This window comes from Corynebacterium lizhenjunii, assembly GCF_011038655.2.
Lineage (GTDB): Bacteria > Actinomycetota > Actinomycetes > Mycobacteriales > Mycobacteriaceae > Corynebacterium > Corynebacterium lizhenjunii.
This window is the reverse complement of record NZ_CP064954.1, coordinates 713,866-735,256: the sequence shown is the minus strand read 5'-3', so window position 1 is coordinate 735,256 and position 21,391 is coordinate 713,866. Positions and strand designations below refer to the sequence as shown.

Genomic DNA, 21,391 nt, shown 5'->3' with positions numbered 1-21,391 from the left:
AGTGTTGCAGTACCGGTTAACTTAAAGGAGTTCTTGCATGTCTACCCCACCCGCAGGCGGGCTCAGCCGCCGAAGCTTCCTCACCGCCACCGCGCTGGGTGCTGCCACGCTGGCCACAAGCGCAACCTTGGCGCCGAAGGCACACGCATACACCGGTGCTCCTGGCCCCGTGCTAGGCACCGTCATCGACTACTCGGCAGGAGTGCCCAGCGCTGCGGCAATCAAGGCAGCCGGCCACCTGGGCGCAGTTCGCTACGTGTCCCAACGTCGGCCGGACGCGCAGTGGATGAAAGGCAAACCAGTCACGCTGGCAGAAACCCGCGCCCAGGCAGCGGCGGGACTGGCCACGGCATCGGTCTACCAATTTGGCCGCGCGTCTACTGCAGACTGGCTCCAAGGAGCAGCAGGCGCCGCCACGCACGCCCCACAGGCCATCGCCTTGCACAAGGCCGCCGGCGGGCCCACCGGAAGGCCCATCTACATCGCTATTGATGACAACCCCACCCGCGCACAGTACGACAGCCTCATTCGCCCCTATCTACTAGCCTTTAGTGCGGCCCTGCGCGCCGCAGGCTACAGCACCGGTATCTATGGCAACTACAACGTCATCGAGTGGGCCAGCCGCGAGGGCATCGGCAGTTTCTACTGGATGCACGACTGGGGCTCCAATGGCAAAATCCACCCGCGCACCACCATCCACCAGCTGCCGCAAAACCGGCAAGCCACCATCGATGGAGTCGTTGTGGACATCAATAATGTTTATGCGCGCGACTGGGGCCAGTGGACACCCGGGCAGCGACCTGCACCCGCGCCTACCCCTGTAGACCCTGGCGCAGCGATTGCACCCCAGGACGTTCTGTCGCAGCTATCGTCACGCATGGGAGGTTCAAGCCTGACCCCGCAACAGCTACAAGGCGGGATCGACCTGCTCACCACTATTGGCAAGGCAGTTCGCTAGCCGTATTTCGCGCCGCCAGGAACTTCTCCGTGGCGGCCTTCAACGTTTTACCGTTAATCTCCTTGCGAACAAAAGACGTCAAGTCCTCCGCCGAGCCCGTAACCGCGGCCGCCGCCACAAAGTTCGGGCCAAAGGACACCGAGGAATGTAGGGTCCTATCATCGGACCACCCGAACTTGGTTCCCAGAACATTGTGCAACCGTGAAGTGCCAAAGTCCTGCTGGTAGCCGTCGGCAGCTAGCTCGTGAGCTTGGGACATGGCTACCAGCACCGGATGGGCGGGGTCGTCCTCCAATAGCGCCACAATAAAGCTGACCACGTCATAGGTAGAGGTCACCGAGTGCCCCCACTGCTCCCCCGCGCGGGTCGAGGCCAGCCGGTACTGCGCGGCAATAGCATCAATCGACTCCGGGTAGCGCTCAAACAAGTCACTGGCACTGACATCCGAAGAATCCGCCACCATAGACAGCGCCTCATATTTGTCGCTAATGCTCCCGTGCTCTACCACATAGGCAGCCAGGTAGAGCTTGATCAGGCTCAGCGCTGGGCGCGCATACTTGTCTCCGGGGCTACACATCCGCATGCCATCAGACAGCCGGATATAGGACATCTGGCGCGCAGAGGCATCGGGAAGAAAAGTGACTGCCCCTGACAGGCCTGCAGCGACGTCGGCCTGCGTGGGCGGTGCTTGGACGGTCAGGGTGGTGGAGGCCTGCGCGGCTGTGCGTGCGGCGGAGGCTGCGGCCGCGGCGGTATCGGCACGCAAGGCTTCTACTGCTGCCGATGCCTCCGTCGGTGCCGCCCCCACCGGCAAGTCCGGGGCGGGCGCCTGGGTGCACGAGCTTGCCGATACCGCCGTCACCGCCAGCAAGCACCCCACCACCGCGCACCCCAGCGGCCTAGACCAAGACCTAGACCAAGGCGCGGACATAGATGTCATTCTCACCGGAAACATGTTACCCACCGCACAGCACCAGCCGCCCCACAGGGGGAGAAACTGGGGCAGAAAACCAGAAGTACCCCGGTGCGCCTTGGTTCAGGAACACGGGGTACTAGCTGTTTCAAAGGTACTGGCTGGTCAAAGAGCGCTGAGTACCTAGAGGGGATTAGTGGTCAACCGGAGCTTCAACGCCAACACCGGTGAGCGAGCGCACTTCCATCTCAGCGGAGAGTTCTTCCAGGTTGTCCGGCTTGGTAACCAGGGGAACAATCCAACCAACCAGGAAGGCCAGCGGAATGGAGACGATACCCGGGGAGGACAGCGGGAACAGAGCCCAGTCTGCGTTGGGGAACATCGAGGTTTCCGTGCCAGAGACAGCCGGGGAGAAGAAGATGAGCACCAGGCAGGAGATGACGCCGGTGTACATGGAGGCCACGGCACCTGCGGTGTTGAAGCGGCGCCAGTACAGGGAGTACAAGATGGTGGGCAGGTTTGCCGATGCCGCGATAGCGAAGGCCAGGGAAACCAGGAAGGCCACGTTTTGGGTCATGGCGAGGATGCCCAGGATGATGGCGACGATACCGAGGATCACCACGGTGATCTGGGAGACGCGGACCTGCTCGGCCTCGGTGGACTCACCGTTGCGGATAACGGAGTGGTAGACGTCGTGGGCAATGGAGGCGGAGGCGGTAATGGCCAGGCCAGCGACCACGGCCAGCACGGTAGCGAAAGCCACAGCGGAGATAACTGCCATGAAGACGGAACCACCCAGCTCCAGTGCCAGCAGCGGTGCGGCAGCGTTTGCACCACCCGGGGCAGCAAGGATGCGGTCCGGGCCCACCAGGGCAGCAGCACCGAAGCCCAGGATGAGGGTCATCAGGTAGAAGGAACCAATGATAACGATGGCCCAGGTCACGGAGCGGCGAGCCTCAGTTGCGGTAGGCACGGTGTAGAAGCGCATGAGCACGTGCGGCAGACCACCGACGCCCAGCACCAGGGCAATACCCAGGGAGATGAAGTCAATCTTGGTGGTGAGGTTCTTGCCGTACTTCAGGCCCGGCTCCATGATCTGGGTTGCCTCGTAGCCCTTAGTCTGGATGTAGTCCGAGGTAGCGTGCATGTCCACTGCGGTGTCAAACAGCGCATTGAAGCCGCCCTTGAGGTGGACGAAGACCAGCAGGCACATAATTACCACACCGGTGACCAGGAGCACGGCCTTGATCATCTGGACGTAGGTGGTGCCCTTCATGCCGCCGACCAGCACGTAGACGATCATCAACACGCCCACAACGCCGACCACCACGGCCTGCCAGAAGAAGTCGTGGATGTCCAACAGAACGGACACTAGGGAGCCAGCGCCAGCCATCTGAGCAACCAGGTAGAACAGGGAGACAAACAGGGTGGCGATGGCTGCAGCCACGCGCACCGGCTTTTGCCGCAAGCGGAAAGACAACACGTCAGCCATGGTGAAGCGGCCTACGTTACGCAGTGGCTCAGCAACGAGCATCAGGGCTACCAGCCAGGCGACGAAGAAGCCCACGGAGTACAGGAAGCCGTCATAGCCGGTCAAAGCCACGGCGCCAACGATGCCCAGGAAGGACGCAGCCGAGAGGTAGTCACCGGAGATAGCCAAGCCATTTTGACGGCCAGAGAAGCTTCCGCCGCCGGTGTAGAAATCAGATGCTTCCTTGGTGGACTTGCCGGCGCGCAGCACGACCGCCATGGTGACGACAAGGAAGACGATGAAGACGGCAATGTTGAGGATCGGGTTGCCAGCGGTGGCTTCCGGGGCCTCTTGAGCCAAATAGAGAGGTGCAGTGTTATTCATGGCTTATCCCTCCAGCTCTGCACGGATAGCGGCCGCACGCGGCTCGATGTTCTTGTTGGCGTACTTCACGTAGATCCACGTGATGATGAAGGTGGTAGCGAACTGGGCGATACCGAAGAGGAAGCCCACATTCCAGCCACCGAAGAGCTCCTTGGCCATAAAGTCAGGAGCAAAAACAGCGGCGAGGACGTAGATCACGTACCACGTAAAGAAGGCCACGGTCATGGGGAAGGTGAAGTTACGGTAGGCACCGCGCAGTTCTCCGAACTGCGCGCTGTCCCGCATGGCAATAAACTCTTCCGCCGTGGGCTCACGGCGAGGGTTTGCCTGGCCGGCACCTACTGGTGTTGCAGACATCGATACTCCTTTTAAGTCAAGCAGGCCTCCACCTTGAGGTAGGGGTCACAATTTTTGCTTGTTGTGTAAGTTACATGCCCATCTATGCAAGGCTGTAGCTAGCGCAGGGAAATGTGCCTTAACAAGACTTCACTACCCCCATTGCCGCTTTTAACATTGACTTTCACAACTTGCCACACTACCCCCGTCTTGCATCTAAGCATTGTTTGCTAAGTTTGTTAACACTGCTGTGGCACGACTCTCACGGGAAATTCCCAGGTTTTTCCAACCCCTCGGCTTCGCAGACTTAGCCCGCCGCCACTCCCCCGGCCGCACAACAAGAACCCCCACAGCCCAATTCTGACCACCGCACCCGAAAACCCAGCAGCCCAACTCAGACTGCCGGGTACCCCACTTTCTTGTCCAGGCACAAAGCACCCGGTGAATTCACGGCCAGAAGCTATGCGTCCGCGCCCGGGAACTCCCGCGGATCCGCAAACATGCGCCCAACCCCCTCCTGCTGGCCCCCAACGCGCTCAATTGCATCCAGGGCAGCAATCTGCTCCGCGGACAGCTCCACCTGCGCGGCACGGAAATTTTCTTCCAGCCGCTCGCGTTGCGCGGACTTCGGGATAACTGAGATGCCCTGCCCAATCAGGTAAGCCAGCGTCACCTGCCCCGTACTTGCCCCGTGCGCGGCGGCAATCTCTTGCACCACTGGATGCTCCAATAAAGCCCCACGCGCCAAAGGCGACCAGGCTTCAGTGACAATGCCGTGCGTGCGGTGATACTCCCGCAACTGTGGCTGACTAAAACCGACATGAAGCTCCACTTGGTTCAGCACGGGGATTATCCCCGACTCCGCAATCAGAGTATCGAGAACTTCTTCATAGAAATTGGCCACGCCAATGGAGGCAATTTGGCCCATGCCCTGCAAGCGGGCAATCGCGTCAAAGGTCTCTACAAACTTGCCCCCCTGGGGCCATGGCCAGTGAATCAGGTAAAGGTCCAGATAGTCCAAACCCAGCTTGTCCATGGACTCCTGGAAGGCCTGCGGCGCGAGTTCCGCACCGTGATGATCATGCCACACCTTGGAGGTAACAAAGAGCTCATCGCGCGTCACATCGCCTGCTGCAATCGCGTCGCGCAGTGCCTTGCCCACAGCCTCTTCATTCTTATAAAGGGTGGCTGTATCAAATTTGCGGTAGCCAATCTCTATGGCTTCACGGATCACTCGCTCGCACTCTTGCCCCCGCAGCTTGTAGGTCCCCAAACCCAGCAGCGGCATTTCGCGGTCATCATTAAACAAGACGGTTGGAACACTCATGGTCTCTATTGTGCCCTAAACCAGCCTCCGGCGGGGCCACAGCACCTCTGCGGTACCCCGGTTCCACACGCGAAAACCGACCAGGGCATACGAAACCAGGGCATACGATCCCAGGACATACGAAAACAGCCCGCAATAGCACAAGGTGTGCCAGCGGGCTGTGGGTATACGGGATTAGGCCGCGCGGATCAGGTCAATAATAAAGACCAGGGTGCGCCCAGACAGCGGATGTCCGCCGCCCACAGGACCATAAGCTTTCTCCGGCGGAATAGTGAGCTGGCGGCGCCCACCTTCCTTCATTCCCGGGATGCCCTCCTGCCAGCCGGCAATCAGGCCAGTGAGCGGAAACTCGATGGACTGACCACGGTCCCAGGAGGAGTCAAACTCCTGGTTCGTTTCATAGTCGGCGCCAACGTAGTGCACCTCAACGACGCCCCCCGGTTGTGCCTCAGCACCATCACCAACCACAATATCTTCGATGACAACGTCGGTTGGGGCCGGGCCAGTCTGTGCTTCAATAAGCGGCTTTTCCATGGGGTAATTCTCCTTGAGCTATAGCGAAGTAGCTGAGCAAGTACACAGCGGTCGTACACATCGGCTGCACCACGCAGCGCGAAACAAACGCCCGCAGCGCGCAACAAACAACCGCACTGCTTGCCCAGTATAGGGGATCACAGTGCGGTTGCAGGTATTGCGCAGAATCCAGCGCTAGTGCGCAGAGTCGCGCGCTGGAGGCTTTACACTCCCGGGTGACTAGCGCTCAGAGCGCGGGGTGACCTTGCGCAGGGTCTCACCAGTGTAGATCTGGCGCGGGCGGTTGATCTTGGTGTTGAGCTCCAGCTGCTCGCGGTACTGAGCAATCCAACCCGGCAGGCGGCCGATGGCGAAGAGTACGGTGAAGAAGTCCGTGGGGAAGCCCATGGCACGGTAGATCAGGCCGGTGTAGAAGTCCACGTTCGGGTAGAGCTTGCGGGAGACGAAGTAGTCGTCGTTGAGCGCGATCTGCTCTAGCTCCATGGCCAGATCCAGCATCGGGTCACCACCCAGGTGCTCCAGAATCTCGTGGGCAGTTTCCTTGACAATGGCGGCACGCGGGTCGTAGTTCTTGTACACGCGGTGGCCAAAGCCCATCAGGCGGACGCCCTTTTCCTTGTTCTTCACGCGGTTCATGAAGTCGGTAGCGTCGCCGCCATTGTTGGCCTGAATGTCTTCCAGCATCTCCAACACGGCCTGGTTTGCGCCGCCGTGCAGCGGGCCGGATAGCGCGTTAATACCACCGGCAACGGCAACAAACATGTTGGCCTGTGCAGAGCCGATCATGCGCACGGTGGAGGTGGAGCAGTTCTGCTCGTGGTCAGCGTGCAGAATCAGCAGCTTGTCCAGAGCCTTAGCCACCACCGGGTCCACGTTGTACTCTTCAGTCGGGTAGCCGAACATCATGCGCAGGAAGTTCTCGCGAGCATTCAGCTTGTTGTCCGGGTACATGTAGGGCTTGCCCTGGGATGCGCGGTAGGCGTAGGCAGCCAACATGGGCACCTTAGCCAGCAGGCGCACGGTGGCCTTGTCCAGCTGCTTTTCGTCCAGCGGATCCAGTTGGTCCTGGTAGTAGGTGGACAAAATGTTAACGGAGGAAGCTAGCACGGCCATCGGGTGCGCGTCGCGCGGGAAGATGGAGAACTGTGCCTTGAAGTCCTCGTCCAGCAGGGTGTGGTGGCGGATCTCATCGTTGAAGGCGATCAGCTCTTCTTGAGTGGGGAGCTTGCCCTTGATAAGTAGGTAGGAAACCTCATTGAAGGTGGCGTTTTCCGCCAGGTCCGCGATGTCGTAGCCGCGGTGACGCAGGATGCCTTCCTCACCGTTGATGAAAGTGATCTTGGACTCGGTGGAGCCGGTAGCGGCGTAACCCGGGTCGAAGGTGACCAGTCCAGTGTCGTTGCGCAGCTTGCCGATGTCGAAACCAGAGTCACCTTCAGTGGACTGCTTGATATCCATTTCGTACTCGCCACCCGGGTAGTGCAGTACGACCTTGTTTGCTTCAGAAGCCACGTGAGGGTCCTTTCTTAAACTACGTGTTACCAGCGCGTATCCTCTTAACAGTACGCGCATCAGGTATTCCACTAATCCACAATACCAAAGAATGTGATACCTAATACATCCGCCTGGACCGGTGAACTTCTCCCCTTTTTCTACTAACTGACCGAAATTAGGAGGAGCATGCTCTATGATGTGCCCATGACTACTGCTGACTTTACCCTTCCCTCCGAGCTTTTGCCTGCCGATGGCCGCTTTGGCTGCGGCCCTTCCAAGGTTCGCCCCTCCCAGATTGAGGCCATCAGCGCCCACGCCGCAGACATCATCGGCACCTCCCACCGCCAGCCCGCCGTCAAGGATGTGGTGGGACGCGTTCGCGAGGGCCTGTCCTCCCTGTTCTCCCTCCCGGAAGGCTACGAGATTGTCCTTTCCCTAGGCGGCGCCACCGCCTTTTGGGACGCAGCCACTTTCGGGCTTATTCAGCAGCGTTCTTCACACCTGAGCTTTGGCGAGTTCTCCTCCAAGTTCGCTAAGGCCTCGGCGCAGGCCCCGTGGCTGGAAGCCCCCCACATCACCGAAGCCCCCGTGGGCACCGCCCCGTCCAGCTCGCAGCTCAACCTCGAGGGCGCGGACGTTGTGGCCTGGGCACATAATGAGACGTCGACTGGCGCGATGACCCAGATCTCTCGCCCGACAGCTGGAGATAGCGATGCCCTGGTGGTCATCGACGCGACCTCCGGGGCCGGCGGGCTTCCGGTGGACATCACCGAAACCGACGTCTACTATTTCTCCCCGCAGAAGTGCTTTGCCTCCGACGGTGGCCTATGGCTTGCCGCAATGTCCCCGGCGGCACTGGAGCGTATTGAGAAGATTTCCGCCTCAGACCGCTTCATCCCCGCGTTCCTGGATCTGCAGACCGCAGTGGATAACTCCCGCAAGAACCAGACCTACAACACCCCGGCGGTAGCCACCTTGCTCATGCTGGCGGACCAGGTGGAATGGATGAACCACAACGGTGGACTCACCGGCATGGTGGAGCGCACCAGCGCCAACGCGCAGGCCCTGTATTCTTGGGCAGATTCCCACGAACACGCTACCGCTTTTGTCAGCGATCCGGCCGCCCGTTCCCTGGTGGTTGGCACCATTGACTTTGCAGATGGGGTGGACGCAAGTGGCATCGCCAAGCTCCTGCGCTCCCAGGGCATTGTGGACATTGAGCCTTATCGCAAGCTGGGCCGCAACCAATTGCGCATTGGCATGTTCCCGGCCATTGATACCGCGGACATCACCACGCTTACCCGCGCCATTGATTACGCGATCGATTTTCTTGGCAATTAGCTAGTCCGCTGGGCGCGGCAGCCGCCCATTTGTCCCACAGGGTGCGTTAAGGTTGGAGGCCAGACCTATTCTTTCCGGCTAGGCACCGCTTCAGAAGAAGGAGGCTTCCCGCCCATGCGCGAACTTTTCGTGGTTGCCCACGAGTCCACTCCCACCTCCCTGGTGCTGCGCACCGATGAGGGGGAGGAATTCTTTGTGGACCTTGAGGCCCTAGAGGGTCCCGTTCGCTCGTTGCTGCTTCCCTCCGCTGCCGCGCCTACAGGTCCTGCAGACTCCGCAGGACCTGCTGCTCCTGCCGCCCCTGCAGGCACAACAGGGTCTGCCGATGCCCCCACCGAACCTGCCGATTCCCCCTCCCGCCCCCTGCGCGTGGCGGGTTCCGCCCCTGCGCGTCGCCCGGTATCCGACGCCCTGAGCATGCGCCCGGCAGAAATCCAGCAACGCATCCGTGCGGGTGCTTCCATAGCTGAGTTAGCAGAAGAAATGAACGTTGCGCACTCGCGCGTGGAACCGTTTGCACACCCCGTGCTGATGGAACGAGCCCGGATTGCCGAATTAGCCAAGCAGGCCCACCCCGTCCGCGAGGATGGCCCAGCCAAGCTCACCATTTTTGAGGTGCTGGCTACCGCTTTTGCCGCCCGCGGGCATTCACTTTCAGAAGCCACCTGGGACGCCTACCGGGCGAAGGGGGAACCATGGACTGTGCGCGTGACCTGGAAGGCAGGTTTGAGCGAGAACGAGGCCGAATGGACGCTGAAGCAATCTCGCGGTTCCGCTGATACCCTCGAGGCCCGCAACTCCGTTGCCGCAGACCTGACCGATCCGGACTTTGTCCAACCCGTGCGCTCTTTGACCTCCGTGGGGCGTGGCGCGCGCCGCGTGGAGGCCATTGATTCCCGTGATGACTTCTACGCGGCAGACTCCACCGCTGCAGAGACTGTGGACGAGGCGGCTACGGATGCCCCGGCCTTCCATGATCTTGATTCCCGTCGGCGCGACCGGAATAAGGCCAAAGGCAGGGATGCCTTAACGGATTTGACTGCCCCCACTACCCCGCCGGCGTCTGCGAAAGACTCCACTGCGAGCGAGGTTGTTGAGCCTGCAAGCAGCAGCGACGCAAGCAACAGCGCTGCAAGCAGCAGTGCCGCAAGCAGCAGCACTGCTGGCAAGGGAGCTGAAGACACGGAGTCGGGGGATGCAGAAGAGTTTTTCCAAAACCCCGATCCGCAGCCGCAGCCGTCGAAGCGGCGGCGCCGGGCCACCACCCCGAACTGGGAGGACGTATTGCTAGGCGTGCGTGGTAATACCAAACGCCCCCGCAATTAGTGTTTGTGACTATCATCGTCAGCAGCAACCAATCCCAGGAGTAGAAAACGCCTATGTCCATCTCACGCGCCGTGCTCACGCTCTGGTACGTCAACTGCTCTGATCCTGCCGCAGTTCTGCGCACGGAGCCCAAGGCGGACCGCGGTTTCGGGCGCAAGTACTTAAGCCAGCTCAACCCCGCTTTGCCGGTAACCCCCATTGGGCAATTTCCACTGAATCGCTCGGTGTCGGTGGATGTCGCGGAATTCTACATTGGCGGCTACCGTGACGTGACGGTGGTGCAAACCATCATCATGGAAGAAGCGCTCACGCTCTCCCAACTCTCCCCGCTGTTGCTGCGCGCGATAGACGCCACGGATATCTATGCCTTTGCCACTAATGAGGACGAAGGCTACGCCGGTTTTGCCCACTGGCATAGCTACGAACTCAAACGCTCGTTGTGCTGCACTGCGACTGCGTTTTTGGAAGACATTGGGCTCCCGGAGCCCTTCGAGGGTGAATATTGGGCCGGTGAGCACTCCCCGGAAAACTCCGGGGGAATCACTTTGCCCTTTGTTCCGCAACAGCTCATGGAACACGCCCAGAACTCCTGGTTGGGAGTAGAAATTGGCCCCAATGGCCCTGATCTGGACGTGGTGGGATATGCCGTAGACGGCCGTCCAGAGCCCAAGGTTGACCCCACCCCTTCCTCCCCAGTGTCTAAGGCCGCTGCAGGGGCTGCAGCCACTGCGGGATCTGCAGCCGCTGCGGGATTTGCGTCCACTGCGGCGAAGGTGGAAGGCGACATGGAAAACTCCACCCCAGAGGATGAGGACGCAGCTGGCTACGACGATTACGCGGCCGAGCTCAGCCCGGTGGCCACCGCCCCGGCACAACGCCTGCGTGGCGAAGACGCCGAGCCCTCCTTGGGCGAGGCCGCAATCGACGTCGCCCAGCGCGCTGGGCACCTCGGCGCGCGAGTGGGCAAGCGCGTAGCCCTACAGGTCAAGCAGGCTGCGCTGTCGCTCATAAAACGCAATCGCCGCTGAGGTAGCAACATTTAACGAATCCGTCCCCGGGGCCATCGGGATTCGGGCGCGCTCATGCGTTGCCCGCATGGCGTGTTCTGTAAGCCCCGGCCCCTCTGCTCCCACCAGGAGGGCCACCTTAGGCGCACCTGCCAGGGCCTGGGCAATGTGCACAGCCTCAGGGTGAGGGGTAAGGGAGACGAGCTTGAAGTCGGCATCGGCAAGCTGTGCCAAACTGCGCTGCCAGGTGGTAAACCCACCGGCAAGCCGAGCCCATGGCAACCGCAACACATGGCCCATGGACACCCGCACGCTGCGCCGATAAAGGGGATCCGCCACCCCGGAACCCAAGAGCACTCCGTCGACATCCATGCCCGCGGCGTTGCGAAAAATCGCCCCGATATTTTCATGGTCCCCCACCCCTTCCATGACCACCAAGGTGCGCGCCTGGGAGATGACACCCTCCACGCTCCACGGCTCAACCCGGTCAGCAGTGGCCACAAGGCCGCGGTGCATATCAAAGCCCGCCACCTGCGCCAGGGTCTCGCGGGAGACCTCATAGACGGCAATGCCCTCTTGCGCGGCACGCTGAGCGAAGGGTGCTAGTTTATGCGCAAAGCCCACCAGACAGCGCACTGGGTAGGGCGAGTCCAGCAGGCGTTCAACGCACAGGGGGCCCTCGGCAAACACCAGCCCGCGGCCTGCCTTATCCGCAGACTTTAAATCACGGATGTCATCCAAGCGGGGATCGGCGGGGTCGGTGATGCTAACGGCAGCGGGTGCGGGCGTTTGGAAGGACATGGTGTCCTAGCTTAGCTAGCCGCCCAGGGCTGCGGTGATGGGGTCCATGCCAAAGTAGACCACAAACAGACCGGCAATGACCCACATCAGCCAATGCACTTCCTTGCCCTTGCCGGAAAACGCTGCGCACAGGGCAAAGGCGATGAAGCCAACGCCGATACCGTTGGCGATGGAATAGGTAAACGGCATAACCACAATGGTCAGAAATGCCGGGATGGCTACCTCGAGCTTGGTCCAGTCGATTTCTGTGATTTGGGAGGCCATCATCACGCCCACGATGACCAGCACGGGAGCGGCGGCCTCAATCGGCACGATTTCATAGAGCGGGGTGAGGAACATGGCCAGCAGGAACAGCACGCCGGTGGTGATGTTGGCCAGGCCGGTGCGGGCGCCATCGCCCACGCCTGCGGAAGAGTCAGCAAAGACCGTATTGGAAGACACCGAGCCCAAGCCGCCGGCCACAGCACCGAAGCCCTCCACCACGAGGGCCTTCTTCATGTCCGGTAATACACCGTCCTCGTCGACCAGGTTCGCCTGCTTACCCAGGCCGGTCATGGTGCCCATGGCGTCGAAGAAGTTGGTCAGCAGCAAAGTGAAGATCAGCAGCACGGTGGCCACTACCCCCAGCTTGGTAAAGGCACCAAGCAGGCTCACGTCACCGACGATGGAAAGATCCGGGATTCCGCCCAGCGAGTCTGGGGAGCCCGGCGTGGCCATACCCCAATCCTCAGAACCCGTGAAAGCCTGGACGATGATCGCGATGATGGTGGTCACCACAATACCCAGGAACATTCCGCCGGGGATATTGCGGATCACGCAGAAGGCACAGATAAGCAGCCCCAGCACGAAGATAAGTGCCGGCCAGGTCGCAATGGAGCCGTTGATGCCCAACCCCACCGGGACCGTGGTCATGGCGGCGTCCGGAACGCGGGTGACAAAGCCACCATCGACGAAACCAATGATTGCCAGGAACATGCCAATGCCCACGCCCATGGCGGCCTTCATTGAGCGCGGAATGGCGTGGAATACTGCAGTGCGAAAGCCCGTGATGGCCAGCGCCACGATGATGAGACCCTCGATGACCACCAGGCCCATGGCCTCCGGCCAGGTCAGCCCATTGGTGGCAACCATGGTTACGGCCACAAACGTGTTCATGCCCAGACCGGCGGCCATAGCGAATGGGTAGCGGGCGATAGCACCAAAGGCTATGGTCATGATGCCCGCGATGAGGGCGGTGGCGGCCGCGACTTGGGGGATGCCAAGGACGCGGCCTTCAGCGTCCGGAGAGGTACCCAGGATGAGCGGGTTGAGCAGGATGATGTAGGCCATCGCGAAGAAGGACACCACGCCGGCGCGGACTTCCGTGCCGATGCTTGAGCCGCGCTCGGAGATATGGAAATAGCGGTCGAGAGTAGTTTTCATACGACGCTTAAACCCCTTGCCAGGTTTGAGAAATTGAGTTTTACCGGCATAGATTCCCGCAAAGTGGGCGAAAACGCAAAACCATCCGCTGGGGTGGGTGGCTAGAAGACCAGTTTTTCGTCATCGAAGACGGGTTTGGCCGCCTCTTCGCTGCGTCTGGCGGTGATTCCGGAGTGTGCACCGCAGCCATACGTGGCGTGCACCACGCGTCCGTCTGCGGAGTATTCATTGGCACATACCCCAAAGTTGGTCATCATCGGGAGCAAGAAAGCGCACGTGCGGCACTGCAGCGGCGAGGCCGTGGCCATCTCTGCCCGCGGCCCATAGTCCCCATTCATCCAGCGTTGCCGGGCGGACCGCATGGCGGCCTCGGTCAGGTTGCCGGAGTCATCCACACGCTCATCATCCGGCTCAAGGGGCATGAGGTCGCCGGGACCTAAATCTCCCGGTTGGACGCGCTCTGCATAGGGAACCCATTCCGGAGCTTGCAGCGCGTTTCCCCCGGGCACTAGCGCGACCTCATTGACAGTGACATCGCTGCTACCTGCAGCGCACGCTAATACTGCTTGCCATTCCCAGCCCGAATAGCCCGGCACGTAGGCTTCGAACCTGTGCGTGACCACATTCTTAGATATTCCCGCTACCCCCACATGCGCGCCGATGCCGCCCTCCCCCAGCTCTTCGAGGGCCTCCCGGGCCGTTGCTACCGCTTGGGCACCAAGGAGGACCTTTGGGGCGCTGATACGGGAGGCGTTGACGGTTTGCTTGCGACGTGAGTTCCTCTGTTTCGACACAACTACATACTATGTACCAACTCGGGCACAATAGACCACATGGGTATGCTTTCGTCCTTCCACCGTCCCCTGCTGCCACATTTCTTGCCCGCTGTAGCTGCGGCTGTGGCCCCTGCGTTGATCCTCGCCGCCTGCAGCGCTGACGCACCAGACGCTGCACAGTCTGCCTCGCCATCTGTGGAGCGCTTGACGGTGCGGGTGCACCAGCGCCTGGACTTTGATCCCGCTTCTTTTACCCAAGGTCTAGAGGCCACCACCGACGGCCAGCTGTGGGTGGGTACCGGCCAGCGCGGCCAGTCGCGCCTGTACCGCATGGACCCGGCCACCGGGGCGGAGCTAGCGTCGGTGGACCTGGACCAACGCTACTTTGGAGAAGGCATTACCCAATACGAGGACTCTATCTGGCAGCTGACCTGGCAGGCGGGCACAGCGTTGCGCTATGACCGCGACAGCCTGGAACTTACCGGGCAGGCTTCCTACCCTGGCGAGGGCTGGGGATTATGCGCCACCGATACAAGCCTTTACATGTCCGATGGCACCTCCCAGCTCCGCCGCCTCAACCCGGATACTTTCGCCGAAGAGCAACGCGTAAGCGTTACTCTTGAAGGCCGCGAGGTAGACCAACTCAATGAGCTGGAGTGCGTGGATGGGCAGGTCTACGCCAATGTGTGGTTTAGCACGGACATCCTGCGCATTGATCCCACCACGGGCCGGGTCACGGCCGTCATCGACGCCAGCGCGGTGCCCAATAATGCCGCTAAGGATCCGAATAACGTGCTCAACGGCATTGCCCATATCCCCGGCACCGATCACTTCTATCTCACCGGCAAGCGCTGGCCGGATCTCTACCGGGTGAGCTTTGAGCCGGAGGCGGAGTAGGATACATCCCCATGGCAACGCGCAAAGAGGCACAACGCAAGTCCCTGCTCCAGCTGCTGGCACTGGTCATCGCCGTCGTGGTCATCATCGTCGGCGCAGTACTGGTCCAGAATTGGTTAAACTCCCGCCCGGGCAAGGACCCTGCGGAGGTCTCTATCACCGCGCAGGTGGGCGATGAGTCCCTAGAGGTCTTTCCTTATTTAAGTTGCGAACCGGGAACGCAGTGCCCGGAGGGGACCGTGCCCCACTTGGAGGTGGGCGCCGATCAGACGTTGGTGCTGGAGTTGCCGGAAGACATTGCCCGCCATCAGTGGAAACTGTTGACTATTTATGATGACCCGGCTGCCAATGATGAGCAGCTCCACGGTGCGGGTGAGACCACCCGGGTAGAAATTCCCGGTTCCGTGGCGGCGATTGAGGCCTCCAGCGGCAAGCCTGCCCGTCTTGCGGTGGTGGAGGTGTCCACGGTGCTCATTGGCACCGATGCCGACGGCGAGGAAACCCCCAAGGCCACCGTGTGGTCGCTGTCCACTTTGGCCGAGTTTGCCGATGCCCCCTAAAGCACAGCCTCCCAGGGCTGCTGTCCCCCTAGAGGACCCCCTGGAGGACACAGTGTGCTTTTATGAATCGAGGTCCCGGGCGATGGCGCGCAGAATTTCGGCCACTTTGCGTCCGGTCTTGCGCTCTGGGTAGTGCCCATTGGCCAGCTGGGGCTGGATATGGGATTCGAGGACGGTCATTACATCTGCAATCATGCTGCCGAGTTCTTCCGGCTTGCGTGAAGGCGTGCGGCGGCGCGGAGTGTCCAACACCTTAACCCGCAGTGCCTGCGGGCCACGGCGTCCGGCAGCGAAGTCAAATTCGATACGCTGGCCTTGGACCAGTTCCTCCACGCCCTCGGGAAGTACGGAACGGCCGACGTAGACGTCCTCGTCGCCCGGGTTCGAGACAAAGCCGTAGCCCTTGTCCGCGTCATACCACTTCACCTTGCCAATTGGCACGGAGCTCACCACTTTCTTTACTCATAGGGGAATACACATCTTAACCCCGTCGCTAGCGCGAAATTCCCTACCATAGCGCACACACCCAACCCGCACGCATGTGACATACATAACAGTAACGCCAAACCCCGTCACGATAGCGCCTCTAACAGGGGTTTTGCCCTCGCATTCCTGCGGCACCACAGCCCAAAGTAGCCAACTAGAGCCCAAGGCGTGACTATTTCGTTATAAACCGGTAGCGTGTCCCGCAAGCGCTACTTCAGTAGTACCGGTGTGCCTAACCAGACTTGGGCACTACTTTGCTGGCGACAGCCGCCCGCTAACCCGAACCCAACCGTGCTGTTGCCAGGTTGAGCAAAGTAACCGGTACAAACATCTGAGGCAGCACCTGCACACCCTGTGCATACGACCATCAGCGGGAGACGAGAGGAACTTTCACGTATGGGACGCCACCGCGCTAAGAAGGCCACCACTGCACACAAGCTGGCTGCTACTACCGTTGCTTTTGGCACCGCCGCCACCCTGCTGGCCCCACAGGCTTCTGCTGCACCGGATTCTGACTGGGACCGCCTGGCTCAGTGCGAGTCCGGCGGCAACTGGGCCATCAACACCGGCAATGGCTATCACGGCGGCCTGCAGTTCTCCGCGTCTACCTGGCGCGCCTACGGCGGCGGACAGTACGCCCCCACCGCTAACCTGGCTACCCGCGAGCAGCAGATTGCTGTCGCAGAGCGCACCCTGGCCGCACAGGGCTGGGGCGCTTGGCCGGCGTGTTCTGCTCGCCTGGGCCTGAACTCCGCACCGACCCAGCGCAACGCTCCGGCAGCGGCTGTACCCGCCGCCGCTCCGCAGGCTGTGCAGGCTGCAGCATCTTCTGAGTCCGAAGAGCTAGCAGTTGACGCCATCTTCAACCTCCTCACGGAGACCGCTGCCAAGTACGGCGTGCAGATCCCGGCATCCATCCACGCCGCATACAAGGCTAACCGCCACGACTTCAACGCTTTCTACTCCGCTAACCGCGGCACCATCGACGCCATCGTTCGCTTGGCTGAGCGTTAATACCCTCACGAACGGCTTCCGCCCACGTGTCGGAAGCCGTTCGGCCTGAGCAACTCAGTGGCGCCACGGGTGCTACGAGTGCCCCGTTCCCGGCAAAACGTGGCCCGATCCTACAAGAAATCGGCGCAACGTTGCCGGGAACGGGGCACTTATGCATAGCCAGGGCCTCCCCTGCTTGCACAACGCAATGAGCACCCCGAAAAACGCAACAAGCACCCCGAAGGGTGCTTGTACGCTCCAAGGGGTGCCTGCAGTGCGGGCGTTCCTTAGCGGTTAACGCGCGTGTAGGGGTGAACGTAGTTCAGCTTCTCTGCGGGAAGCGGGAGAACCAGGTCATCCCCGTATGGGCTAGACGCGCCGGCGAACGGCGCGGTGATTTCGGTAATTGCGTGCTCGCGGGCGTCGTTCTTCGGCCAAGCCGGGGACACGTGGCCCTTCTTCTCTACTTTCGACATGACTCTTATTGTGCCAAACCCGGCGGAAAAATGTAACTCACTTCGGTTTAAACTGGTTTGTCATCATGAGCACAGCATCAAAGAGCACTCCCGCGGCCGCCGATTTCCGGGACTGGCTGGAAAAACGCAGCGATGCGGAGCTTTGCACTATTTTGCAGCATCGCCCTGATGTGGTGATGCCGCTACCCCCGAGCTTTGCCCCATTAGCCACGCGGCTGACCCTACGCGCATCCGTCACGGCAGCACTTGCCACCTGCACGGCGGGCCAGCTGCTGGTGTTGGAACACCTGGCTCAGGCTGGTGCTGAGCTTTCGCCCGTTAAGCCCGACGTTGTGCCCCACGAACTCCGGGCGCATCTGCCAGGCTTGCAGGCGCGCGCCTTAGTCTATGGCACTGCGCACTTGGCTATCCCCACCGGAGTGATGGCCGCCTTGCCCGCAGACTGGTCGCTGATGGAGCAAACGCCCGTTCCTGCCGCCACGATAGAGGACCTTCCCGCAGATCAGCGCCGTGTGCTCAACACTTTGGCCCAAACCGGCCTGGGTACTACCCGCGACGCCGCACCAGATGCTGATCCCACCCGGCCTATCCCCCAGCTCCTCGCTGCCGGTCTGATCCAGCGTGTGGACTCTTCTACCGTGCGATTGCCGCGTGCCACCCGCCTGGCACTGCGCGGTACCCCTGTGGAGCCGGTGCCCACGGAGGCATCGGGACGCATTGTGTTAAGCAGCACTGGGGACCTTCCCGCAGGGCCTCCCACCGCCACAGCTGACCAAGCCGCCAACGAGCAGGCCGCTGCCGCAGGCTTGGACGTGGTGCGCCTGATGGGCCGCCTGTTAGATCTCCTGGGCCGCCGGCCCGTGCCCTTGCTCAAGGATAAAACGGTGGGCGTGCGCCACCTAGCCCAGCTCAATAAAGAGTTGGATACCCAGCACGCCGCTAGGCTGATCACGTTGGCTCACCACGCGCGCTTGGTGGCCCGGGGCGAGCCCGCTGGCGGTCCGGAGGGAAACTTCCTGGCGCCCACGGAGGCTGCTAGCGAGTTTGCCGATGCCCCCTTAGCCCACCGCCTTGAGCACCTGGTGCAGGCCTGGCTGAGCTCACCGTGGGCCGCGTGGGAGTCGTCCCGGGGGCTGGATCCAGAGACCAGGCACGAGTATGTGCCGCGGCACCGGGAGCACATTTTGCGCGTCTACCAACACGCCCGGCAGCCCCTGAGCGACAAGGAGTTCGCTGCGGACCTACGCTACCTCTTTCCGCTTTTTGCCACGCATACCCAGCCAGAAACCATCGCGGCACTGCGAGAGGAAGCCGAATGGCTGGGGGTCATTGCCGCCGGTCGCTGGGTTTGGCAGCGTCCGGTGCCCAACGCGGTGGACACGTTTATCATGCAAGCCGATATGACGGTGATAACCCCGGGCCCGCTTGAGACCCCAGTGTTGCACACCCTGGAGCAGCTGGCGGATCTGGAATCTCCGGGCCTGGCCAGCGTCTACCGAGTCAGCGCTGCTTCCCTGCGCCGCGGCATGGACACGGGGCTGACCCCGGAGGCCATCGCTAGCTTCTTTGCCCGGCACGCCTACGGGGAGGTGCCGCAGGCGGTGTCTTTCCTCATTGAAGATGTCGCGCGCAGCCACGGCATGCTGCGCGCCGGCACTGCCCTGTGCTACGTGCGCTGCGAGGATACCGCGCTGTTGGCTCACGCTGTTGCCGCCGTCGAGGAGCTGCGTCTGCTGGCGCCCACCGTGGCAATTGCCGAGTCCCCTCTGGGAGGAATCCTGGAGAGACTTCGCGCCGCAGGCTTTGCCCCTGCCGCCGAGGATGCCACGGGGGCATCCATTGACGTCCGCCCGGCCCCGGCGGTGCTGCCCACACCCCGCCCGGCTCCGGCACGTCCGCAGCTTGCCGATGCCACCGCCATCCGCCGCGCCGTGGCCACCTTGCGGGGTTCCGGGGCATCGGCAAGCACAAGCGAAGGAAATACCCCAGCAGGCCCGGACGTTGACCTCATCGCAGCAGCAGTGCGCAGCAAACGGCCCATCATTATCGGCTATGCAGATAAGAACGGCCGGGACCGGCAGCTACAGGTCACGCCATTGAGCATGGCTGGCGGGCAAGTGGATGCCATTGATGGCGCGCAGCAACCGGTACGTTTTCCGGTCCATCGCATCACCTCCGTGCATCTGGCCTAAAAAGAACAGCTACATGCGCGGCCACATGGGCAGCTACTGGAATAAGGAAGCAAGGTTTTGAACGGTCCACTCATCGTCCAATCAGATAAGACAGTTTTATTAGAGGTTGACCACCCACAAGCTGGGGCAGCCCGCGCGGCGCTGGCTCCTTTTGCAGAGCTGGAGCGGGCCCCGGAGCACATCCATACCTACCGCATTACCCCTTTGGCGCTGTGGAATGCCCGCGCCGCCGGTTTTGATGCGGAGCAGGTAGTAGACGTTTTGGAGAGGTATTCGCGGTTTCCGGTGCCGCAAGCGCTGCTCATTGACGTTGCGGAGACCATGTCGCGATACGGGCGGGTGCGCATCCATGCCCATCCGGCCCACGGGTTGATTCTGGAGTCGGCGGAAATTCCCATCATTGAAGAACTCACCCGCCATAAGCAGGTGCGGGAGATGCTGGGGGCGCGCATAGACGAGCACAGCGTGGCGATTCCCCCGTCGGAGCGCGGCCGGCTCAAGCAACAGCTGCTTAAGGTCGGCTGGCCGGCGGAGGACTTGGCTGGCTACGTCGATGGCGAGTCGCACCCCATTGCGCTGAGCGAGGCCGCGGGCCCGTGGCAGCTGCGCGACTATCAGGCCTACGCGGCGGAGTCCTTCTGGGCCGGGGGCTCCGGCGTGGTGGTTTTGCCGTGTGGTGCTGGCAAGACCATTGTGGGGGCTGCGGCCATGGCTAAGGCGCAATCCACGACGCTCATCTTGGTCACCAACACCGTGGCCGGGCGCCAGTGGCGCGACGAGCTGCTGCGGCGGACCACGCTAACCCCCTCCGAAATTGGGGAGTACTCAGGCGAGAAGAAAGAAATCAAGCCCGTCACCATAGCTACCTACCAGGTGGTTACCCGCAAAACTAAGGGCGAATACCGGGCGCTAGAGCTGTTTGATTCCCGCGACTGGGGCCTGATTATTTACGACGAGGTCCACCTGTTGCCAGCCCCCGTGTTTCGCATGACCTCAGACTTACAGTCTCGGCGCCGCTTAGGGCTCACGGCAACATTGGTGCGCGAAGATGGGTTGGAGGGAGACGTATTCTCGCTGATTGGCCCCAAGCGCTATGACGCGCCTTGGAAGGAGCTGGAGGCCGCCGGATATATTGCCACCGCAGATTGCGTTGAGGTGCGCGTGGACTTTGCTGCGGAGGAGCGACTGCTCTACGCCACGGCAACAGCCCGGGATCGCTTCCGTATTGCCTCGACGGCGGCGGCCAAGCTGGATGTGGTGCGCAAGCTATTGGAGCGCCATGATGGCCAGCAGGCGCTAATTATTGGCGGGTATTTGGAGCAGCTGCATGACATTGGGCGTCTGCTAGACGCCCCAGTCATTGATGGCACCACGCCTACGGGCCGAAGGGAGAAGCTCTTCCAGGCTTTCCGCGAAGGCGAGCTGCGCTACCTGGTGGTCTCTAAGGTGGCCAATTTTTCCATTGATCTTCCCCAGGCCGCACTGGCCATCCAGATTTCCGGTACTTTTGGTTCCCGCCAGGAAGAGGCCCAGCGTTTGGGCCGGCTGCTGCGCCCTAAAACTGACGGTCGTGCCGCCCACTTCTATTCGGTAGTCACGCGCGATAGCGTCGATGCCGAATACGCCGTCCACCGCCAGCGCTTCCTCGCGGAGCAAGGCTACGCCTATCGCCTGCTAGACGCAGTAGACTTATAGCA

20 protein-coding genes are annotated in these 21,391 nt (G+C 61.4%); 9 read left to right on the top strand and 11 right to left on the bottom strand.

Annotated features, from left to right (window positions below):
- Nucleotides 1–37 precede the first annotated feature (37 nt).
- Nucleotides 38–958 carry a DUF1906 domain-containing protein gene (locus G7Y31_RS03450; protein WP_165011205.1) on the top strand — a complete coding sequence of 307 codons (921 nt, stop codon included), beginning with the start codon at nt 38–40 and terminating at the stop codon, nt 956–958.
- Here the strand turns inward: G7Y31_RS03450 and G7Y31_RS03445 are convergent.
- The 6 genes from G7Y31_RS03445 to G7Y31_RS03420 all read right to left on the bottom strand — a co-directional run bounded on the left by G7Y31_RS03445 (nt 936) and on the right by G7Y31_RS03420 (nt 7,435).
- On the bottom strand, nt 936–1,889 hold the full coding sequence (locus G7Y31_RS03445) for a hypothetical protein (RefSeq protein WP_165011204.1): 954 nt from the start codon (nt 1,887–1,889) through the stop codon (nt 936–938). The genes G7Y31_RS03450 and G7Y31_RS03445 overlap by 23 nt on opposite strands.
- A 175-nt stretch (nt 1,890–2,064) precedes the next feature.
- Nucleotides 2,065–3,726 (bottom strand): solute symporter family protein, encoded by a 1,662-nt coding sequence (locus G7Y31_RS03440; RefSeq protein WP_165011203.1) that lies wholly within the window; start codon nt 3,724–3,726, stop codon nt 2,065–2,067.
- A 3-nt stretch (nt 3,727–3,729) separates the two neighbouring features.
- Nucleotides 3,730–4,083, bottom strand: coding sequence for a DUF485 domain-containing protein (locus G7Y31_RS03435; protein WP_165011202.1), 354 nt, complete (start codon nt 4,081–4,083; stop codon nt 3,730–3,732).
- Nucleotides 4,084–4,522: 439 nt separating this feature from the next.
- The gene (locus G7Y31_RS03430) at nt 4,523–5,389 is read right to left on the bottom strand and encodes an aldo/keto reductase (RefSeq protein WP_165011201.1); all 867 of its coding nucleotides are present in this window, start codon (nt 5,387–5,389) and stop codon (nt 4,523–4,525) included.
- A 174-nt stretch (nt 5,390–5,563) separates the two neighbouring features.
- Nucleotides 5,564–5,923, bottom strand: a complete 360-nt coding sequence (locus G7Y31_RS03425; protein ID WP_165011200.1) for an FKBP-type peptidyl-prolyl cis-trans isomerase — start codon at nt 5,921–5,923, stop codon at nt 5,564–5,566.
- Between the two features lie 219 nt (nt 5,924–6,142).
- On the bottom strand, nt 6,143–7,435 hold the full coding sequence (locus tag G7Y31_RS03420; RefSeq protein ID WP_165011199.1) for a citrate synthase: 1,293 nt from the start codon (nt 7,433–7,435) through the stop codon (nt 6,143–6,145).
- A gap of 186 nt (nt 7,436–7,621) precedes the next feature.
- Between G7Y31_RS03420 and serC the strand changes: the two genes are divergently transcribed.
- The 3 genes from serC (at nt 7,622) to G7Y31_RS03405 (ending at nt 11,112) form a co-directional block, all read left to right on the top strand.
- Nucleotides 7,622–8,758, top strand: coding sequence for a phosphoserine transaminase (gene serC / locus G7Y31_RS03415; protein WP_165011198.1), 1,137 nt, complete (start codon nt 7,622–7,624; stop codon nt 8,756–8,758).
- Nucleotides 8,759–8,872: 114 nt separating this feature from the next.
- Nucleotides 8,873–10,084 (top strand): septation protein SepH, encoded by a 1,212-nt coding sequence (gene sepH / locus G7Y31_RS03410; protein ID WP_165011197.1) that lies wholly within the window; start codon nt 8,873–8,875, stop codon nt 10,082–10,084.
- Nucleotides 10,085–10,137: 53 nt separating this feature from the next.
- Nucleotides 10,138–11,112 carry a DUF6928 family protein gene (locus G7Y31_RS03405; protein WP_165011196.1) on the top strand — a complete coding sequence of 325 codons (975 nt, stop codon included), beginning with the start codon at nt 10,138–10,140 and terminating at the stop codon, nt 11,110–11,112.
- On the opposite strand, the gene G7Y31_RS03400 is transcribed toward G7Y31_RS03405, so the two are convergent.
- From G7Y31_RS03400 to G7Y31_RS03390, 3 genes are all read right to left on the bottom strand, one after another.
- Complete coding sequence (locus tag G7Y31_RS03400; protein ID WP_165011195.1) at nt 11,062–11,892, bottom strand: TrmH family RNA methyltransferase; 831 nt, start codon at nt 11,890–11,892, stop codon at nt 11,062–11,064. The two genes, G7Y31_RS03405 and G7Y31_RS03400, sit on opposite strands and share 51 nt — an antisense overlap.
- 15 nt (nt 11,893–11,907) lie before the next feature.
- On the bottom strand, nt 11,908–13,314 hold the full coding sequence (locus G7Y31_RS03395) for an NCS2 family permease (RefSeq protein WP_165011194.1): 1,407 nt from the start codon (nt 13,312–13,314) through the stop codon (nt 11,908–11,910).
- Nucleotides 13,315–13,415: 101 nt separating this feature from the next.
- Complete coding sequence (locus G7Y31_RS03390; protein WP_165011209.1) at nt 13,416–14,057, bottom strand: DUF3027 domain-containing protein; 642 nt, start codon at nt 14,055–14,057, stop codon at nt 13,416–13,418.
- Between the two features lie 90 nt (nt 14,058–14,147).
- Here G7Y31_RS03390 and G7Y31_RS03385 point away from each other — a divergent pair, with 90 nt between their 5' ends.
- Nucleotides 14,148–14,987, top strand: a complete 840-nt coding sequence (locus G7Y31_RS03385) for a glutaminyl-peptide cyclotransferase (protein WP_235923015.1) — start codon at nt 14,148–14,150, stop codon at nt 14,985–14,987.
- 11 nt (nt 14,988–14,998) lie between these two features.
- Nucleotides 14,999–15,547, top strand: coding sequence for a DUF2771 domain-containing protein (locus G7Y31_RS03380; protein WP_165011193.1), 549 nt, complete (start codon nt 14,999–15,001; stop codon nt 15,545–15,547).
- A 60-nt stretch (nt 15,548–15,607) separates the two neighbouring features.
- Here the strand turns inward: G7Y31_RS03380 and G7Y31_RS03375 are convergent, their stop codons facing one another.
- On the bottom strand, nt 15,608–15,988 hold the full coding sequence (locus tag G7Y31_RS03375) for a cold-shock protein (RefSeq protein WP_165011207.1): 381 nt from the start codon (nt 15,986–15,988) through the stop codon (nt 15,608–15,610).
- 441 nt (nt 15,989–16,429) lie between these two features.
- On the opposite strand from G7Y31_RS03375, the gene G7Y31_RS03370 reads away from it, so the two are divergent.
- Nucleotides 16,430–17,047: a resuscitation-promoting factor Rpf1 domain-containing protein gene (locus tag G7Y31_RS03370; protein ID WP_165011192.1), complete on the top strand. Its 618-nt coding sequence runs from the start codon at nt 16,430–16,432 to the stop codon at nt 17,045–17,047.
- A gap of 266 nt (nt 17,048–17,313) precedes the next feature.
- Here G7Y31_RS03370 and G7Y31_RS03365 read toward each other — a convergent pair whose 3' ends face one another.
- Nucleotides 17,314–17,502, bottom strand: a complete 189-nt coding sequence (locus tag G7Y31_RS03365) for a hypothetical protein (protein ID WP_165011191.1) — start codon at nt 17,500–17,502, stop codon at nt 17,314–17,316.
- Nucleotides 17,503–17,567: 65 nt separating this feature from the next.
- Here G7Y31_RS03365 and G7Y31_RS03360 point away from each other — a divergent pair, with 65 nt between their 5' ends.
- Nucleotides 17,568–19,694, top strand: a complete 2,127-nt coding sequence (locus G7Y31_RS03360) for a helicase-associated domain-containing protein (RefSeq protein WP_165011190.1) — start codon at nt 17,568–17,570, stop codon at nt 19,692–19,694.
- Between the two features lie 57 nt (nt 19,695–19,751).
- Entirely contained in the window at nt 19,752–21,389 is a 1,638-nt protein-coding gene (locus G7Y31_RS03355) for a DNA repair helicase XPB (protein ID WP_165011189.1), read from the top strand.
- Nucleotides 21,390–21,391 lie beyond the last annotated feature (2 nt).

What these genes read in the sequence shown, in the direction of transcription:
- G7Y31_RS03450 (WP_165011205.1), top strand. Translation starts at nt 38, where the DNA reads ATGTCTACCCCACCCGCAGGCGGGCTCAGCCGCCGAAGCTTCCTCACC.
- G7Y31_RS03445 (WP_165011204.1), bottom strand. Translation starts at nt 1,889, where the DNA reads ATGTCCGCGCCTTGGTCTAGGTCTTGGTCTAGGCCGCTGGGGTGCGCG.
- G7Y31_RS03440 (WP_165011203.1), bottom strand. Translation starts at nt 3,726, where the DNA reads ATGAATAACACTGCACCTCTCTATTTGGCTCAAGAGGCCCCGGAAGCC.
- G7Y31_RS03435 (WP_165011202.1), bottom strand. Translation starts at nt 4,083, where the DNA reads ATGTCTGCAACACCAGTAGGTGCCGGCCAGGCAAACCCTCGCCGTGAG.
- G7Y31_RS03430 (WP_165011201.1), bottom strand. Translation starts at nt 5,389, where the DNA reads ATGAGTGTTCCAACCGTCTTGTTTAATGATGACCGCGAAATGCCGCTG.
- G7Y31_RS03425 (WP_165011200.1), bottom strand. Translation starts at nt 5,923, where the DNA reads ATGGAAAAGCCGCTTATTGAAGCACAGACTGGCCCGGCCCCAACCGAC.
- serC (WP_165011198.1), top strand. Translation starts at nt 7,622, where the DNA reads ATGACTACTGCTGACTTTACCCTTCCCTCCGAGCTTTTGCCTGCCGAT.
- sepH (WP_165011197.1), top strand. Translation starts at nt 8,873, where the DNA reads ATGCGCGAACTTTTCGTGGTTGCCCACGAGTCCACTCCCACCTCCCTG.
- G7Y31_RS03405 (WP_165011196.1), top strand. Translation starts at nt 10,138, where the DNA reads ATGTCCATCTCACGCGCCGTGCTCACGCTCTGGTACGTCAACTGCTCT.
- G7Y31_RS03400 (WP_165011195.1), bottom strand. Translation starts at nt 11,892, where the DNA reads ATGTCCTTCCAAACGCCCGCACCCGCTGCCGTTAGCATCACCGACCCC.
- G7Y31_RS03395 (WP_165011194.1), bottom strand. Translation starts at nt 13,314, where the DNA reads ATGAAAACTACTCTCGACCGCTATTTCCATATCTCCGAGCGCGGCTCA.
- G7Y31_RS03385 (WP_235923015.1), top strand. Translation starts at nt 14,148, where the DNA reads ATGGGTATGCTTTCGTCCTTCCACCGTCCCCTGCTGCCACATTTCTTG.
- G7Y31_RS03380 (WP_165011193.1), top strand. Translation starts at nt 14,999, where the DNA reads ATGGCAACGCGCAAAGAGGCACAACGCAAGTCCCTGCTCCAGCTGCTG.
- G7Y31_RS03370 (WP_165011192.1), top strand. Translation starts at nt 16,430, where the DNA reads ATGGGACGCCACCGCGCTAAGAAGGCCACCACTGCACACAAGCTGGCT.
- G7Y31_RS03365 (WP_165011191.1), bottom strand. Translation starts at nt 17,502, where the DNA reads ATGTCGAAAGTAGAGAAGAAGGGCCACGTGTCCCCGGCTTGGCCGAAG.
- G7Y31_RS03360 (WP_165011190.1), top strand. Translation starts at nt 17,568, where the DNA reads ATGAGCACAGCATCAAAGAGCACTCCCGCGGCCGCCGATTTCCGGGAC.